Annotated in this window: 12 protein-coding genes; 7 read left to right on the top strand and 5 right to left on the bottom strand. The window is 57.1% G+C overall.

Annotated elements, in window-relative coordinates; translation table 11 throughout:
* From P1S59_04955 to P1S59_04945, 3 genes are all read right to left on the bottom strand, one after another.
* Nucleotides 1–439, bottom strand: a 439-nt coding sequence (locus tag P1S59_04955; GenBank protein MDF1525603.1) for a helix-turn-helix domain-containing protein, incomplete at its 3' end; no start/stop codon positions are given.
* Between the two features lie 553 nt (nt 440–992).
* Nucleotides 993–2,267 (bottom strand): glycerate kinase, encoded by a 1,275-nt coding sequence (locus P1S59_04950; protein MDF1525602.1) that lies wholly within the window; start codon nt 2,265–2,267, stop codon nt 993–995.
* A 194-nt stretch (nt 2,268–2,461) separates the two neighbouring features.
* Nucleotides 2,462–3,412, bottom strand: a complete 951-nt coding sequence (locus P1S59_04945) for a LysR substrate-binding domain-containing protein (GenBank protein MDF1525601.1) — start codon at nt 3,410–3,412, stop codon at nt 2,462–2,464.
* A gap of 148 nt (nt 3,413–3,560) precedes the next feature.
* Between P1S59_04945 and P1S59_04940 the strand changes: the two genes are divergently transcribed.
* The 7 genes from P1S59_04940 (at nt 3,561) to pyk (ending at nt 13,179) form a co-directional block, all read left to right on the top strand.
* Nucleotides 3,561–4,061 (top strand): CBS domain-containing protein, encoded by a 501-nt coding sequence (locus P1S59_04940; protein MDF1525600.1) that lies wholly within the window; start codon nt 3,561–3,563, stop codon nt 4,059–4,061.
* A 36-nt stretch (nt 4,062–4,097) separates the two neighbouring features.
* Complete coding sequence (locus P1S59_04935; protein ID MDF1525599.1) at nt 4,098–5,657, top strand: acyl--CoA ligase; 1,560 nt, start codon at nt 4,098–4,100, stop codon at nt 5,655–5,657.
* 10 nt (nt 5,658–5,667) lie between these two features.
* Entirely contained in the window at nt 5,668–6,645 is a 978-nt protein-coding gene (locus tag P1S59_04930; GenBank protein MDF1525598.1) for a 2-dehydropantoate 2-reductase, read from the top strand.
* Between the two features lie 126 nt (nt 6,646–6,771).
* Nucleotides 6,772–8,550 (top strand): thiamine pyrophosphate-binding protein, encoded by a 1,779-nt coding sequence (locus tag P1S59_04925; GenBank protein ID MDF1525597.1) that lies wholly within the window; start codon nt 6,772–6,774, stop codon nt 8,548–8,550.
* Nucleotides 8,551–8,812: 262 nt separating this feature from the next.
* Entirely contained in the window at nt 8,813–10,108 is a 1,296-nt protein-coding gene (locus P1S59_04920; protein MDF1525596.1) for an iron-containing alcohol dehydrogenase, read from the top strand.
* A gap of 216 nt (nt 10,109–10,324) precedes the next feature.
* Nucleotides 10,325–11,611 (top strand): nickel-dependent lactate racemase, encoded by a 1,287-nt coding sequence (gene larA, locus P1S59_04915; GenBank protein ID MDF1525595.1) that lies wholly within the window; start codon nt 10,325–10,327, stop codon nt 11,609–11,611.
* A gap of 125 nt (nt 11,612–11,736) precedes the next feature.
* On the top strand, nt 11,737–13,179 hold the full coding sequence (gene pyk / locus P1S59_04910; protein ID MDF1525594.1) for a pyruvate kinase: 1,443 nt from the start codon (nt 11,737–11,739) through the stop codon (nt 13,177–13,179).
* A 347-nt stretch (nt 13,180–13,526) separates the two neighbouring features.
* Here pyk and P1S59_04905 read toward each other — a convergent pair whose 3' ends face one another.
* Nucleotides 13,527–15,383, bottom strand: coding sequence for a NapC/NirT family cytochrome c (locus P1S59_04905; GenBank protein ID MDF1525593.1), 1,857 nt, complete (start codon nt 15,381–15,383; stop codon nt 13,527–13,529).
* A gap of 234 nt (nt 15,384–15,617) precedes the next feature.
* On the bottom strand, nt 15,618–17,216 hold the full coding sequence (gene cimA / locus P1S59_04900) for a citramalate synthase (protein ID MDF1525592.1): 1,599 nt from the start codon (nt 17,214–17,216) through the stop codon (nt 15,618–15,620).
* Nucleotides 17,217–17,243: the final 27 nt, after the last annotated feature.

Genomic DNA, 17,243 nt, shown 5'->3' with positions numbered 1-17,243 from the left:
CCGCGTGACGCGGTGACTTGGGCGACTGGACCTCGAGACCCGCCTCACGGATCACTCGAAGAACCGCGCCGGGGCTCGCACCCAGACCGGGACCGCGGCCGAGCATGTCACTGATCCGCTCACATCCGTACTCAGGATTGGCCTCACGGATCATCACGATGGCGCGCTTCGTCACCTCGGATAGACGGCTCCCCGATTCCTTGCACTCACGGGGCTTGTCCATCAGACCCTCAGGACCGTCCTTCTCGAAACGGCTACGCCACATCGAAAGCGTCGTGTAAGGGACACCAACGATCTGCGAATACTCGCGCAAAGGCAAACCCGACTTTTGAAAAAGGTCGATGATCAAAAGCCGATGGCTCGGACTCATCGCCGAGCGACCCTCCCTGGCATCCGAACGAACCCCCACACCCAGACTCTTATCCTTTACATCGCTCATCTTCGCTCCTCCCTTCCGCAGCTTCCGCTGCCATGGAGGAGGCATTTACTACAGGGGTTTTACGAATTTAAATGACTGGCTTTACGGGGAAGGGGACAATCGAGCTGGGGTTCCTGGGTCCAAGTTCCAGGTTTCAGAAAGTGCATTTCTCTGCGTTCCCTGCGCCCTCCGTCTTCGTTCTTCGAACTACGCCGTGACAAGCTGCGAGAGGATGCCTTCAACCCATTTACAGGGAACTCTTTAAACCGGGATTGCCGCGTCGCCCACGCCTGGCTCGATGTTATCATTCACCCCCACCTCAATCCTCCCCCCTCGGAAGACCCTTTCCCCCTCACCCCAACCCTCTCCCCCCAGGGGGGAGAGGGAGAGTAAGGAAATGGACTATTGGCAAGGGGAAGAAGAATAAGGAAGTGGAACTATAAGATGGCCCGGAATGACGATCTAAAAAAAGAATCAAGCTCACCTCTGCGGCCGAAGCTTGTCACGCCAAAGGCGTGACGAACTCTGCGTTTCAAAAAAATGTGCTCTGGTTTTTTTCACTTCGATCTTTCCATCATCTCACCAGGATGACGCGAAGATCCATTACATTGGTAAGTGTAGGGCCGGTTATGAGCAGATCGTCGAGCTTTTTGAAAAAATGGTAACTGTCATTGTTCTCCAGGAAGGCCGCCGGGTCAAGTCCCGCATCCCTGGCTCTTGATACGGTCGTTCCATCTGCTATTGCGCCTGCAGCCTCAGTAGGTCCGTCAGTGCCGTCAGTACCCCCTGAAAGAATAACTGTGCGCGGCAGCCCTTCGATCCCGATGGCCGAGGCCAGAGCGAACTCCTGGTTCCGGCCCCCCTTTCCCTCGCCTTTAATGGTCACCGTCGTCTCACCACCCGAGAGAACACAGGCCGGCCGGGCCACCGGCAGGTCCTGTTCGACGATCTCCCGAGCCACCGCCGCGTGGCTTTCGGCGGCATCCCTGGTCTCCCCTGTTATCACACTTGAGAGTATGGTCGTGTTGTAACCGATTTCCCTGGCCTTTGTTGCCGAGGCCTTGATGGCAATGGTGTTGGTCCCCACCAGGAGGTTCACCACATTTTCGAGTTCCGGATCCCCCGGCTTGGGTGTATCTGGATATTTGCCCTCTGCGCCCCGGGTGATCCGGGTCAGGACGGTTTCAGGGACACGTCCTGCCAGATCATAGCGGTCCAGGATGGCAAGAGCGTCGTCAAATGTTGTCGGATCACCCACAGTAGGACCCGAGGCGATCACATCGAGGGGATCGGCCACCACATCTGAGAGGATAAGAGCCAGGACCCGGGCCGGGAACGCCAATCGAGCGAGGCCACCGCCTTTTAAGAGCAGGTCCGTTGTTACCTGTTTGTCCCTCAGTGTTACTGGCGGCTCAGGAGATGGTATGAGGGAAGACCCTCCACCTGAAATGAGACAGATCACCAGATCCCCTTCCCCGGCGTCATCGAGGAGGTCGGCAACCCGTAAAGCCCCTTCAAGACCGGCTTCGTCAGGGACAGGGTGTCCTCCCTCCAGGATCTCAACCCTTTCAACGGGTGCCACGTGTCCGTACTTGACCACCACGAGACCGCGATGGACTCTATTTCCCAGGACCTTTTCCACTGCGGCGGCCATGGGAGCCCCGGCTTTGCCAGCGCCTACAACAAACACCCGAGTGTCGGGAGTAAGGGAGATCCGGTGTGCGCCAGCCACAAGGATATCGCCGTCAAGCTTGAGATGGCTTCTGACAGCCTGACCGGGGTCCACTGCTGCCACACCGGCCAGGAAAATGTCAACGGCATCTTGCTTTAATCGTTTTTCATTGGACATTGCCTTAACCTCAAATCTCAGTGGAGCAAAAAGCCACTCATGGACTGTTTGCGACCCTGTCAGGATACAGGCTGAAGGTTTAGGCTGTTAGTTGTGAGCTGTCAACAATACTTTTTTGGCCTGGCCCCTATTTTCCACTACTATTGCCTTGAATACCTCCCCAACTTCGCACTCGTGGATCAGGTTCATAAACGTTAATAAAGGTCCGTGGTATCTCTTTCCGGAAGGGCGGGGAGATCCGCGGCCCCTTCTCCCCCGGCGAGCCGGTCTGACAGGAAACGCCGGAACCCCTCTACCGCCGAACTCCGCGGATCGTTGCGAAGGTACAGCATGTGGATGCTGTGGCGGAGATTGAGGTCAGATACCCAAACAGCGCTGAGATGTCCGATCATGACCTCCAGGGTCACCGCCCTGGATGAAACGATGGAAACGCCCAGGTTGGCGGCCACCGCCTTCTTAATTCCCTCCGTGCTCCCCAGCTCCATCGTGTTTTTCAGGGTAACGCCTGCCCGCCGCAGTTCCTCTTCGATGATCTCCCTGGTCCCGGAGCCCCTCTCCCGGAGGATGAACACTTCTTCGGCGAGTTCTGCGGTCGAAATAGTATTCATGACGGCAAACGGGTGCTGCGGGGAAACCACCAGGACCATGTCGTCTTCAAGATAACTTTCAGTGACAAGTTCCTTGTGGGGAATGGGCTGTCCCGCAAATCCAATGTCCACAACCCCGTCCTTTACCTGACGAAGAATCTCCTCCTTGTTGGCGATGGTGAGAGTGATCTCGATCCCGGGGTGCTCCGATTTGAACTCCCCCAGCACATCGGGGATCATGTAGATCCCTACCGTGGTGGCAGCTGCGATCCGCAGGTGTCCCCGGATCAGCCCTTTCAGACTATCGATCTCCTCCCGCGCCTCCGTCAGGAGCTGAAGTACCCGGGTGGTGTACTGCTGAAGGATCTGTCCCGCTTCTGTTAGGACTAGAAATCGTCCCTTCCGGAGAAACAGCTGCGTGCCGAGATACTCCTCAAGTCCCTGGATCTGGCGTGAAACTGCGGGCTGGGTGAGATGAAGCTCTCCCAGGGCCCTGGAGATCCCACGGAATTTGGCAACGATCAGGAAAGTTCGGAGGCTGGAAAGGTTTACATCCATCGAGGATTCCCCATATTCTGCTTATATTACCGATTTGCATATATACCATACAATATATGCATTTCCAATATAGTTTCTTTTCTGGTACCCCTACTTCCACACTAAGAAAAGAAAAACCAAAGAAGACCCAAAGTAAGGGGAAAAGCCCATGGTTTCCAGCAGGCGGACAGCCAAAGACATCATGACGACACCTGTGCAAACGGTCAGGCCAGCCGATCCGCTGAAGATGGTGATCGATCTGATCTGCAGGCACCGCGTCAGCGGGGTCCCCGTGGTAGAAGGGAAGGGACGCCTGGTTGGACTCATCTCCGAGCGCGACATCCTCCACGCCTTGTATCCCGGCGACACCCCGGGGATGGCGACCGGTGGGCGGGCCGGAGGGGACCTTAAAGACATTAACGGGCTCCTCGCACGGGACATCATGATAACTGAGGTCGTCACCGCGGATCCGGAAACCGATTTCCTCCGACTCGCGTCTATCATGTCCCTGGAAAAGATCCGCCGCATCCCCATTGTGGAGGGGAATACGCTCGTGGGGATCGTCAGCCACGGGGACGTGGGCAGGGCCATCTTCGGGAAGCCGGCTGGATCGGTGGTTTGTCCGGCGATGCACATAGACCGTGATCCGCCTCAGGGGAACGTATCATGATATTCAAAGTTGCGTTCATGTTAAGGGAGATGATAGATGGGTGAGAAGACCGCCAAGGGGCGACAGGAAGAGGGCTCTCCCAGGCTTTTTGAAAGACCAGCGCTTACGGTTCCCGAGTTACTCCTCTGCGGGGCTCCGGATGCACCAGCTTTACTCGCACCCGATCGCAAGGAGATGACCTTCCGGGAAATGCGCGAGCAGATATACGCCCTTGCCCAATACCTGGCCTCCCTCGGATTGGCGAAGGAACGTATCGCCATCGTTATGGACAACAGTCCGGATCTGGTTTTATCACTTCTTGCGGCCACCTTCTGCGGCACCGCTGTGCCCCTCAACCCGAAGTATCGCACCGCGGAGTTCTCTTTCTTCTACGAGAATGCCAGCGTGAAAGGACTTATCGCTTTGCCCGGCACCTTTCCGGAAGCCATTGAAGCGGCACCGCCCGGAACGGTGGTGGTCAACGCGGTGACCGATCCGTCCGGAGGACTGCGCTTCGGATCCACCCACACCGGACGTTCGGGGGGAAACCTGAAGATTCCCCTGCCCCACGACGTTGCGATCCTGATGTACACCAGCGGTACAACAAAGAGCCCTAAAAGCGTTCCGATCCGACACCGAAACGTGGCCGCTTCAGCCATTAACATCGTTCAGGCCTATAATCTCACACCGGTGGACCGCTCTCTTTGCGTAATGCCCCTGTTTCACATTCACGGGATCGTGGCATCTCTGCTCGGGCCTCTTGCCGCCGGAGGATCGGTGGTCGTTCCACCCGGCTTTGATGCGCGCACATTCTGGGGTGTGGTGGAAAATTCCCATCCTACCTGGTATTCGGCCGTGCCGACAATGCACCAGATGCTGCTGGCGCGTGCCGATCGTCATGCCGAGATCATATGTAAAAAACCGTTCCGCTTCATCCGGTCCTGCAGCTCCCCCCTGCCGCCCACAGTCAAGAAAAAAATGGTGGAGGTTTTCGGATCTGCGGTAACCGAGGCCTACGGCATGACCGAAACAGCCCACCAGATCGCCAGCAACCCTCTGCCTCCCGGGATCCGCAAGCCAGGTGCAGTGGGTTTGGGCATCGGTGTGGAGGTGGCCATCATGGACGAGGAGGGGGAACTGCTGCCGGCGGGTGTGCAGGGCGAGGTGGTCGCCCGTGGATTTAATGTGATGGACGGTTACGAGAGCAACCCGGAGGCGAACAAGGATGTATTTGTAAATGGATGGCTCCGTACGGGGGATCAAGGGGTGATGGATGAGGATAACTACCTGACCATTACCGGCCGCATCTCCGAGCGGATCAACCGCGGCGGTGAAAAGATCTCACCCTCAGAAATCGACTATACTCTCCTTGATCACCCGGCCGTGTCAGAGGCCCTGGCTTTCGCGGTGCCGCACCAGAAGCTCGGCCAGGACGTGCACGCGGCTGTCGTCCTCAAAGAGCCGGCAACGGAACAGGAACTTCGGCGGTACTGTGCGGACCACCTGGCCGACTTCAAGGTGCCGCGTCAAATTCACATCCTTGAGGCGCTTCCCTATGGAAAGACAGGAAAACCCATGCGCACCGCCATGGCCCAGATACTGGGACTGAAAGAGTAGGGAGTATATCATGCGTATCGCAATCATCGGCGCCGGATCCATCGGCGGCTACCTCGCTGCGAAGCTTCTTTTTTCCGGCCAACAGGTCACCGTGATAGTCCGCGGCGCTAACCTTGCGGCCATTAACGCAAACGGCCTGAAGCTGCGCCTGCCTGACGGGACGGAAAAGACGGCGACCCCGAGCCTCGCTACCGATGACCTGGCCGCTGCCGGTCCGCAGGATGTGGTTATCCTCGGAGTGAAGGCGCAGCAGCTTGCCACCGTAGCGCCAACGCTGGGGCCGCTCCTGGGTCCAGAGACCGCAGTTGTCCCGGCGCAGAACGGAATCCCATGGTGGTACTTCCAGCGAAGCGGTGGACCTTTCGAGGGATGGCGGCTGGAATCAGTGGACCCTGGCGGGGTGATCTCAAAACACATCGGCCCGGAGCGGGTCATCGGATGCGTGACCTACCAGGCTGCAGAGCTGGTAGAGCCCGGTGTTGTTAAGTTTATCGAAGGAAACCGGTTCACCCTCGGCGAGCCCGACGGCGAAAAGAGCGAAAGGGTCAAGGCGCTGGCTCAGGCGCTCACGAATGCGGGCCTGAAAGTACCCATTCCCCGTGACATCCGCACGGAGATCTGGGTGAAGGTCCTGGGAAACATGACCTTTAACCCCATCAGCGCCCTCACCCGCGCCACGCTCGGCGAGATAATCGGCTTCGAGCCGACCCGCAACCTGGTTGCCGACACCATGGCTGAAGCGCAGGAGGTGGCAACGCGCCTGGGCATCAGGATCGGGATCTCTATCGAGAAGCGTATCCAGGGAGCGGCGGAGATGGGGTCCCATAAGACCTCCACGCTTCAGGACATCGAGGCGGGCCGTACAACGGAAGCGGAGTGTCTTGTTGGTGCCGTAGCCGAGCTGGGACGCCTGGTGGAGTACCCGACTCCAAGGATCGACACGCTTTATGCGTGTCTGAAACTTCTGGAAAAGACAACCTGCGGCTGATGATCGCTCAGGTATACTTCTCATATGGTTCGCAGAAACAGCATAATGATAGAAGTAAGGATATAAATTCAAGCTGAACTACACATCCCGGGTTCCTGACAGGTTCGCGGGGAAAGGAGAAATATCATGGCAAAGATGAGCGCAATGGATGCAGCGATGAGGATTATGGAAAGCGAAGGCGTCAAGCATATTTTCGGGATCCCGGGGGCAGGAATTCTCCCCTTTTACCAGTCCCTCAAGGATTCGAAGACCATCGAACACCTCTTGTGCCGGCACGAAGAAGGTGCGATCCATATGGCTGACGGGTACGCCCGCGCCATCGGCACGGTGGGGGTGTGCGCAGCCACATCGGGTCCTGGAGCGAGCAACTTTGTGACCGGGCTTTATACCGCACAGGTGGACTCGATCCCTCTTCTGGCCATCACCGGCCAGAACGTGAAGGCCCAGCTGAACAGGGAAGCCTTCCAGGCTGTGGATATTGCCTCCATCGTCAAGCCCGTCGTCAAGAAGTCCTACTGCGTTATGGAGCCGGCCATGGTGCCTTGGGTATTCAGGGAGGCGTTCCGGATCATGCGTGAAGGCCGCCCCGGCCCGGTCCTCATCGATCTTCCCATGGATGTTCAAAAGGGTGAGATCGAGTACGATCTGGAGATGGATCCCAGTCTGCCCATCTTCCACACCCCTCCCCACCAAAAGCAGGTGGCCAAGGCGCTGGACATGCTGCTTGAGGCGGAAAGGCCGGTTATGCTCCTCGGGGGAGGCGTGATCCTCGCCGAGGCCTGCGATGAGTTCGTGAAGGTTGCAGAGCTTCTGCAGATCCCGGTCGTCTCCTCCTACATGGGGAAGGGGGGGATCCCGTGGAACCACCCGCTCATGGCGGGCCAGGTTGGAATCCAGTGCAACACGCGGTCAGGGAACCAGACCTTCCTTAATTCGACCACGGTGCTGGCTATCGGTGCCCGGTTCAACGATCGCCACACGGGCGCTATCGACGTCTACAAGGGAGACAGGAAATTCATCCACGTGGACGTGGATCCCGGCCAGCTCGGGAAAAACATCATGCCGGACCTTGGGATCTGCGCGGACGCGAAACTTACCCTTACGGCCCTTATAGAAGAGATCGAAAGACGCAGTATCAAGACGCCCGCTCCCAATAAAGAGGTCGTAAAGCTTCGCACCAGCCTGGAAAGGAAGACCGACTATGACGATACCCCGATCAAGCCCCAGAGGGTATTCGGGGATATCAACGAGTTTTTCGATGACGACACCGTGTTCGTGACCTGCATCGGGCTGAACCAGATCTGGTCCGGCCAGCTGCAGAAGATCGTCAAACCCAGGCATTACCTCGATTGCGGCGGCGCGGGGCCCCTGGGATGGGACCTTCCCGCGGCCATCGGGGCCAAGGTCGCCCGTCCGGACAAGACGGTGGTCCAGATCGTGGGGGATTACGGCTTCCAGTTCTGCATGGAAGAGCTGCCCGTGGCCGTCATGTACAATGTGCCCTTCGTGTGCATCGTTTTAAACAACGGATACCTGGGATTGATCCGCCAGGCGTCGAAATACAACTTCGACATGGATTACGAGATCCAGACCTGGTACGAGGCGTTGACCGGTGGGGACCAGAAGGAGCTCCCCAAGATGGCGGCGGTGGGTGGAACAGGCGGCAAGGCTGTTTCCGCAAAGCCCCGCTTTGAGCCTGAAAACGAGGGCCGCGGGTTCGACTTCGTGAAGTTCGCCGATGCCTGCGGAGCCAGGGGCGAGCGCATTTCGGACCCGAAGGAGATCAAGGCTGCCTTCCAAAGAGCGGTGGATTCGGGTGTGCCCTACGTCATCGAAATCATCACGGAACGCGAAACGGATTGCTCCATGGGTGCTTCCATCGATGCCGTCAGGGAGTTTGAATAGACAATAAATATTGGTAACCTCGCAAAATGTCTCGCCTGGAGCTGTTGGGAGCCATTTTGCGAGGCGGGTACCTGAAAGGTGCGAGCTGCAATATTGAATTATCGCGACCCTGTCCGCGCCCCGAGGGGGGCGCCCGGATCAATGACTGTCGATATAAGTCATTGATCCGTGAGGAAAGTGAAAACCACGCTTTTCACTTTCCGAGGAGCAAAAAGTCGATAACGGACTTTTTGCGACCCTATTAATAGAAAGGATAATCATGTTGTCACTGAAGAAACAAGCAACACACATGCTGAAGGAGTTCAAAGGTGAAAACTACGCGTTCGGCAGCGGGGTGCTGGACGACGCGCCGGGGAAATACGCCGCCCAGTTCGGCAAGAGAGCCCTGTTCGTCGGTCCTCTGACATCCCCGTGGTTTTCCCCCATCCGGGAGAAGATCCTCGCGTCCCTCAAACAGGCCGGCGTCCAGGTGGTAGAAGAGGTGCAGTCCGCCGCGCCCAACGCTCCGGTAGAGGATGTTTACCGGATATACGAACGCGTCATCGAGAAAAAACCGGACGTCCTGGTTGTGGCAGACGGCGGTTCCGGCATCGACGCCGTCAAGGCAGCTGCCGTATTGGCCACCCTGGGCACCAGCCCGCCGGATATCGGCTCGCTTTTCGGGGTCGGGAAGGTGTCCGAGGCGTTTGAAGGGTCCGCCATGTCCTCGATGCCGGTGGTGGCCATCATGATGGCCTCAAGTTCCGGGGCCCATCTGACCAAGTATTCCAACATCACCGATACCGTGGCGGGCCAGAAAAAGCTCATCGTGGACGAGGCCATTATCCCGCCGCGGGCCGTCTTCGACTACGACGTAACCACTACTCAGCCCATGGATCTCACCCTGGATGGAGGACTGGACGGGATCGCCCATTGTCTGGAGGTTTACCTCGGGACTTCGCCCGAAACCCGGGAAGGGGTACGCCAGGTGGCCGAGCTTGGGATCGAACTCCTCATCAAGGGCCTTGTCGAAGTGAAGAAAGATCCGGCAAACCGGGAGACCAGGACCCTGCTGGGGCTGGGGACGGACCTGGGAGGCTACGCCATCATGATCGGAGGGACGTCGGGGGCCCACCTGACCAGTTTTTCCCTGGTGGATGTTCTGAGCCACGGACGGGCGTGTGCTCTCATGAACCCCTATTACACAGTATTCTTCGCTCCGGCGATCCAGGAACAACTGCGGGTCATCGGCCGTATTTACGGGAAGTACGGATTCCTGAAGTACGGCTCATTCGAGACGGACCTGGACTCCCTGTCAGGAAGGGAATTGGGTATGGCGGTGGCCGGCGCGATGGTCAGGTTCAGTCAGTTCCTGGGTTTCCCCACGCAACTGAGCGAGGTGGAAGGAATCGGCAGGGACCATATCGAACGTTGTCTTGCCGCCGCGAAGGATCCGCAGCTGGATATGAAACTACGGAACATGCCGGTTCCCCTCCACGCGGAGCTGGTGGACCAGTACATGGGCCCGATCCTGGAGGCCGCCTTGACAGGACAATTCGGCAAGATCAGGAACATGTAACGTGTTTTTTTAAGACGTTCCTGGGCCGTGCCGTTCATTTTTCCGGGCTGGTTCCGGGCTGGTGGAGTATCGTTGGGGATGTCATTTTCATCCCGGCCGGGGAGGCCCATCTGCACGGCGCGACTTCCAGCGGGGAGTTTTCACACATCTTTCTTCAGCGGATAAACAGCATGCTGACGCGGATCGAAGAATAATATGGGAGACGGGACCGGGGACATGAACATCAACCTTCTTTACGGGCGAAGCGGCATGGATGTCTGCCTGCCGGAGGATATCCGGGTTACTGTGGTCCGCAAAATTCCCATGCAGCCCGTTGACGATCCGGTCCGGGCCGTTGAGCAGGCTCTGGAAAAACCGGTGGGATCCCCTCCCCTCGCCCAGCTGGCTCGCGGGAAAAAAAGCGCCTGCATCCTGATCTGCGATATTACGCGTCCTGTGCCCAACGGCACCTTACTGCCGCCTCTCATCAAAAAGATCACGGGGGCGGGAATCCCCCTGGAGAACATTCTCATCCTGGTGGCCACGGGACTGCACCGCCCCAACGAAGGGGAAGAATTACGGGAGGTCATCGGCAACGACGAAGTATTTAACACCGTGCGCATCGAGAATCATTTCGCCCGGGACCAGGATGCCCACGTACACCTCGGAAAGACATCCCGGGGGATCCCGATCATGATCGACAGGCGTTTCGTAGAGGCTGACCTGAAGATCGTCACCGGGCTTGTCGAGCCCCACTTCATGGCCGGCTACTCCGGCGGTCGAAAACTCGTCACCCCGGGGATCGCTTACCAGGATACGATCCTTTCTTTCCATGCCGCGCATATCCTGGAGCATCCCAGGTCCGCCAACTGTGTCATTGATGGCAATCCTCTTCACGAGGAGCAGATCGAGATCGTCCGAAAGATCGGGGGGGTCGTGGGAGTCAACGTTGTCATCGACGAGGACCGGCGTATCGGGTTCGTCAATTTCGGCGAGGTCGAGGAGAGCCACCTGCAAGCCGTTCAGTTCATGAGAGAGCACGCGGAGGTGTTCCTGCCCAGACGCTTTAAGACGGTGGTCACCACCGCCGCCGGATACCCTCTGGACGGAACCTACTACCAGACCATTAAGGGCATGGTAGGTGTTCTGGGGATCCTGGAACCCGGTGGAACCATCATTATCGCCAGCGAGTGCTCGGAGGGGATGGGCAGCCAGGAATTCGTCGAAGCCCAGCGGCTGCTTACTGAAACAGGACCGGATCGATTCCTGCCTGTTCTCGAATCCCGGGAAAGGGCCCATATTGACGAATGGCAGACCGAAATGCTGGTCAAAGCCCTGCGGGTCGGGAATATCAAGCTCTACACGACGGGCCTGAGTGAAGGGGACCTTAAGGACATATTTGTGGATCCTGTCTCATCCGTGGAAGAGGCGGTCATCGCCAGCGTAAAAGCGCATAAAGACCCGGACGTCGCTGTAGTGCCCGAAGGACCCTACGTCATCCCTGATTTTCAGAAAAACAAGTAACAGGTAACAAGGTAAAAGGGACAGGGGACAAGCATTCATGCTCACTTTCCCCTTGTGTCTTGTTCCTTGTATCCACCCAGTTACTTATTAATTCGGACCCAGTGATTTGCACCAGGAGGTAGATCATGAGAAAAACACGCATCGTCTGCACCATAGGACCCGCCGCAAGCTCAACCAGGATGCTGGAAAAACTCATAAGAGCCGGCATGGATGTGGCACGCCTCAACATGGCCCACGGAACCTATGAGGAACACCTGGCTGTCATCACGCGCCTCAGGAGTATCAGCCGGCGGTTGAACAGCCCCGTGGGCATCATCCTGGACCTGGCGGGGGTCAAGCTGCGCATCAGCAAGGTCAACGGTTCCGGAGTGGTGCTGGAAAAGGGTGCCCAGGTGCTCCTCCGGCAGGGACGCCGGCCAAGCACTTCCGAGACTCTGTTCATCCCCTACACAGGTCTTACGAAAGACCTGAAAGAAGGGCACCGGGTCCTCATCGACGACGGCCGGGTGGAGCTGGTGGTCACCGGCAGCCAGGGCAATGCACTCATTGCCCTGGTGAGGGAAGGGGGAACCCTCACCTCGAACAAGGGAGTCAACCTTCCCGACACGAATATCTCAACCCGGTCCTTCACCTCAAGGGACCGGGACGATCTGGCCTTCGGGATCATGCACGGGGTCGATGCCTTCGGCGTTTCCTTCGTTTCCATGGCCGAGGACGTGACGGTTGTGGAAAAGGCTCTTAATAAGGCCGGTTACGTGGCCCCCCTGATCGCCAAGATCGAAAGACCCGCGGCTCTGGAAAATATCGAAGAGATCCTGGACGTCTCCGACGGGATCATGGTGGCCCGGGGCGACCTCGCGGTGGAGGTTTCGGCCTCCGCCGTGCCCATCATCCAGAAAGATCTGATCCTGCGCGCCGCAAAAAAGAACCGGTTCGTCATTACCGCCACCCAGATGCTCGAGTCCATGATCCACAGTTCCGTGCCAACAAGGGCAGAAGCGGCCGACGTGGCCAACGCAGTCCTTGACGGCTCTGACGCAGTCATGCTTTCGGCCGAATCGTCAGTGGGCAAATACCCTGTAAAAGCTGTGCAGACCATGGATCTCATCGTCAGGGAGGCCGAGGAGAACGGCAAGGTGTTCAGGACGCACCGGCCCACACCGGAACCGGTTATCGGCGGTCGACCGGGCCATGGCGGTGTGGCGATGGCCGAGGCTGCCGTAAGCGCCGCCCGGAGGGTCGGGGCGCAGTGCATCATCGTCTTCACCCGTTCCGGTTTCACGGCGGGCCTCCTGTCGCGCTTTAGACCGGCGGTCCCCATCATCGCTTTCACCTCCCAACGTGAAGCGGTGGACCGCATGAAATTCTACTGGGGGGTGGTTCCCATATTCATGGAGCACCTCGACAGCACCGACACCATGATAGCCCAGGTGCAAAGGGCCGAGGTGGAAAAGGCCCTGATCAAGGGCCGCCACGCCCGCAGGGGCGACATCGTCGTCATCAGCGCCAGCCTTCCCATGGCCCAATGGGGGAAGACGAAATTTTTGAAGGTGCACAAGATCCTTTGATTATTGGTGGACAGGAGATGACGGGGGCGCCACCGCCCTTTATATCAGAGAGGGAGGGGATAATACGGAAGCGATCCCGGTTTATATATAATCGATAAGTGAGGTCTCTCGCCCTTCAATCCCGCCAACGGCGGGACTCATGGCAAGCAGGCAAGGCGCAGAGTTCGCAGGGAAGGTTTTATCCACTAAAGTCCTGAATTGTTCAAAACCTGAGAATATGAGGTGCCCCCAAGGTTATCCTCCTGCGTGCTGCGTCCTGCATGCTGCGTGCTGCGTCCTGTAACGTCCGCTCCCATAAAAAAACCCGGCACATGGCCGGGCTTTTTAGCACTTAAAAACGGGGACGGTTACTTAAAGTCGTGGCAATCGATGCACGCGTCCCCGGCGTTATGGTCTTCTTTGTCATCGTGGCATTCGTAACAGGCCTCCCTGTCCGGCACGACCCACGTGTGGGGCGTGTGGCACTGGAGGCACCCGGCGTCCACATGATCCTCGATGTCCACATGCAGTTCCGTCAGTTCGCCATCGTGGCAGTCAAGGCAGTCCATGACCGGCTGGACCTTCTGAACATCTAGATGGCACTCGGAGCACTCAAAATCACCCATACCGACATTTTCATCGTACCTGGAAACGCCCTTCTCCTCATGGCAGGTGGCGCAACTCATGGAGGGGGGCAAAGCTCCGTCATGGCAGACGTTGCAGTTCATCTCGGCGTGCTGGTACTTCAGGTCCCAAGGGTGCCAGGTATCCCACGCCTTGCCTTCCGGGAACGCCTCGGCCCAGTGGGTGCCCGGTGAGCTCTCCGGCATGGTGTGGCAGATCTCGCAGTCACGCCGGATGGTCTTTCCGTCTTCGCTGACGTGCTTCCCGTCGTGGCAGCGGAAGCATCCCGGGAAGATCCAGTGTCCAATATTGTCCGGGTATTCTTTCCATGAGACCTTCATCTCGGGGAAAAAGTTGTTGTTGTAGATCTCGATGATCACCTCGGCTGCTTCCAGAATAGAGGGCCCCAGTTCGTTCTCCTTGCCCGGATACTCCTCCTTGTAGAAGGCCCACACTTTAGCGCGGATGGCCTCGGCTGCCTCTTCGTGTGAGGCGTACTCACCGATGAGCACCTCCACTCCCAGCTTCTTGATATAGGGAAGCTTGACATCGATGGCTTCTTCGAACAGAGCCTTGTCCATGGCCAGATTGGGTGATCGGTAGATGTGGGTCGGCCTGTTGTGGCACACCACACAGTCCACGAGGCGCTCTTCCTCACCGTGGCCGCCTTTACCGTCTTGCTCGGCCTCCTCCTCGTACCCTTCGGCCCGATACTCCACCACTGTTCCATCCGCGTGTTTTTCCCAGACTAACGGGATCACCTGTTGTCCGGGATCGGTAGCCTTGAAGGTGACCTCTTTGTCGGACAGCATGTGCCAGTGGATCCCTGAACCGCCCTCCTTGGCTGCGCTTTCCCCTCCACCGATGCGCACCAGCATGGATACATCGTGGGGAATGTTGTAGGCATCGAACCCGAAGTGAGTGCGGGTCTTGAGTTTACTGCCGTAGAACTTCTCCGGCCAATGACACTCTTCACATGTCTCCCTGGCAGGCCTCAGGTGCTGAATGGCCGGCGGGATTGGCCTCGGGAAAGAATCAAGGAGAACAGCCAACATCTGCCTGGAACCGGCCAGTTTTGATTTCACGTACCACCCGGCTCCTGGACCGACGTGACAACCGGCACACGACACTCTCGCGTGGGGCGAGTTCTGGGAGGCAACTGCTTCAGGTTCCATGACCTCGTGGCAAAGCTCTCCACAGAAAGTGAGAGATTCCGTGAAGTGATAGGCTTCGTAGGCAATTACCGTTAAAAGGAGAGCCGTAAAAGCCGCCCCCACAATAAAAACAAGAAACCTGGTTCTGTGAGCGGGGAGGTTCAGATCCAGAATCGGGAACTCGGGGACCTCCACGATCGAACTCTTCCTCCTGCGCTTGTGCTCATCCCTCATTCCCCATGCCAGGAGGACAAAACCGGCCATGAAAAAGACCGGCATTATGAAAAACAGGAGGACGCCAAGATAAGGTGAATGGATGGCGGCCAGCATGTCGATTATGAGCAAAAGGGCAATAAGCAGAGCCGCAAAGGCTGACATGCCGATCCCCAGATAACTCATGGGGTTTCTCCACAAACCCCTCTCGAAAATGTTTTTATCCTCAATCATTTATAAATCTCCCCTGTCATGTAATATTGTTCACAAACAGCTCTTTAAGCCCCTATTCTCGCAACTAATTCATTTCTCACAATATTCCGCGTTCGTCAAGCGCAAGGCAAAATATTCACTTTGCGCACTTATTCACATATTAAAAACACCGGCAGGGCCGGTGTTTTTAATATCAAATATGTTATTAAGCATTCTCCCCTATACACCGATACCCCGTCACACCGATACCTGTCTTTAAAGTCTCCCCGCTTCTTCTTCCCGCAGCAGCTTGTACTCGATGGAGTCCACCAGGGCCTGCCAGGATGCTTCTATTATGTTATCCGACACGCCTACCGTGGACCACTTGCTCTGACCGTCTCCGGACTCGATGATAACCCTTGTAGTCGCTGCTGTACCTTTGTCTTCAGGCAGGATCCTTACCTTGAAATCCAGGAGCTTCACCTGTTCCAGTACAGGGTAGAACTTCGTCAGGGCTTTTCTGAGAGCTTCGTTCATGGCATCAACGGGACCGTTACCCACAGCGGCGGTGTGCTCCACATGATCGCCCACCTCCACCATAATAGTAGCTTCTGACAGGGGCGGCTTATCCCAATCCCTCTTTTCATCAATGACCCTGAAACCCACAAGGCCGAAGAAACGCCGGTGACGGCCCAACGCTTTTTTAAGCAGGAGTTCGAAGGAACCTTCTGCCGATTCGTAGAGAAATCCCCGGTTCTCCAGATCCTTTGTAGTCTCAAGAACCTTGGCAATGGCCGGGTCTTTCTCATCCACCTCAACGCCAAACTCCTTGGCCTTGAAGATGACGTTGCTGCGGCCCGAAAGATCTGAAAGAAGCACCCTGGTCCTGTTTCCCACGAGAGCAGGGTCGATGTGTTCGTAGGTCTCCCGGTTCCGCTGCATGGCCGAAACGTGGACTCCACCCTTGTGTGCAAAGGCGCTGCGGCCCACAAAAGCCTGCCGGGGATCGGGGTTCATATTTGCCATTTCGGCTATAGTGAGGGACATTTCTCTCAGACGGGCCAGCTTTTCACCATCTACACTGCATTTAAACCCTTTTTTCAGAACAAGTGAGGGGATAATGGAGACCAGGTTGGCGTTACCGCACCGCTCCCCCCACCCGTTGATGGTTCCCTGAACATGCCGAGCGCCCTCTTTGACCATGACCAGGCTGTTTGCCACTGCACACTCAGAATCGTTGTGCATGTGTGCCCCCAGCCGTGCATCCGGCAGCCTCTCCTGGACCTGGTTGGTAATGGCCCTGATTTCTGAAGGCAGGGTCCCGCCGTTGGTGTCGCACAGGATGAGGCACTGAGCACCACCCTGGTAAGCCGCATCCAGAGTTTTTAACGCGTATTCCGGGTTGTCCTTGTAACCGTCGAAGAAGTGTTCGGCATCGTAAAAAACGATGTCGGCATTCTTGTTTAAAAAGGAGACCGAATCGTTGATCATCTCCAGGTTTTCCTCAAGGGTTGTACGAAGCGCTTCCTTGACGTGCAGGTGCCAGCTCTTGCCAAAGATGGTGATCGCGTCGGCCGCCTTGAGAAGCGCCAGGATCTGGGGGTCGTCCGCGGCTTTGATGCCTTTTCGCCTTGTGGAACCAAAGGCAGTGATCCTTGCGTGGGAAAGGGAAAGGCTCCTCGACAGTTCGAAGAACTCGGCATCTTTTGGATTTGAGCCCGGCCAGCCAGCCTCGATGAAATCCATACCGAGTTCGTCCAGCTTATGGGCAATAGCGACCTTGTCCATCAACTGCAGGCTTATTTCCTCAGCCTGCGTGCCGTCTCTTAAGGTCGTGTCGTAAAGTATTACCTGATCCTTCTTTCCGGAACCCATGACTTTCCTACCTTTCCAATTCTCAAA

It is taken from the genome of bacterium, from assembly GCA_029210965.1.
Lineage (GTDB): Bacteria > BMS3Abin14 > BMS3Abin14 > BMS3Abin14 > BMS3Abin14 > JALHUC01.
Note: the sequence above shows the minus strand (reverse complement) of the source record. Positions and strands in the feature narration are given on the sequence as shown.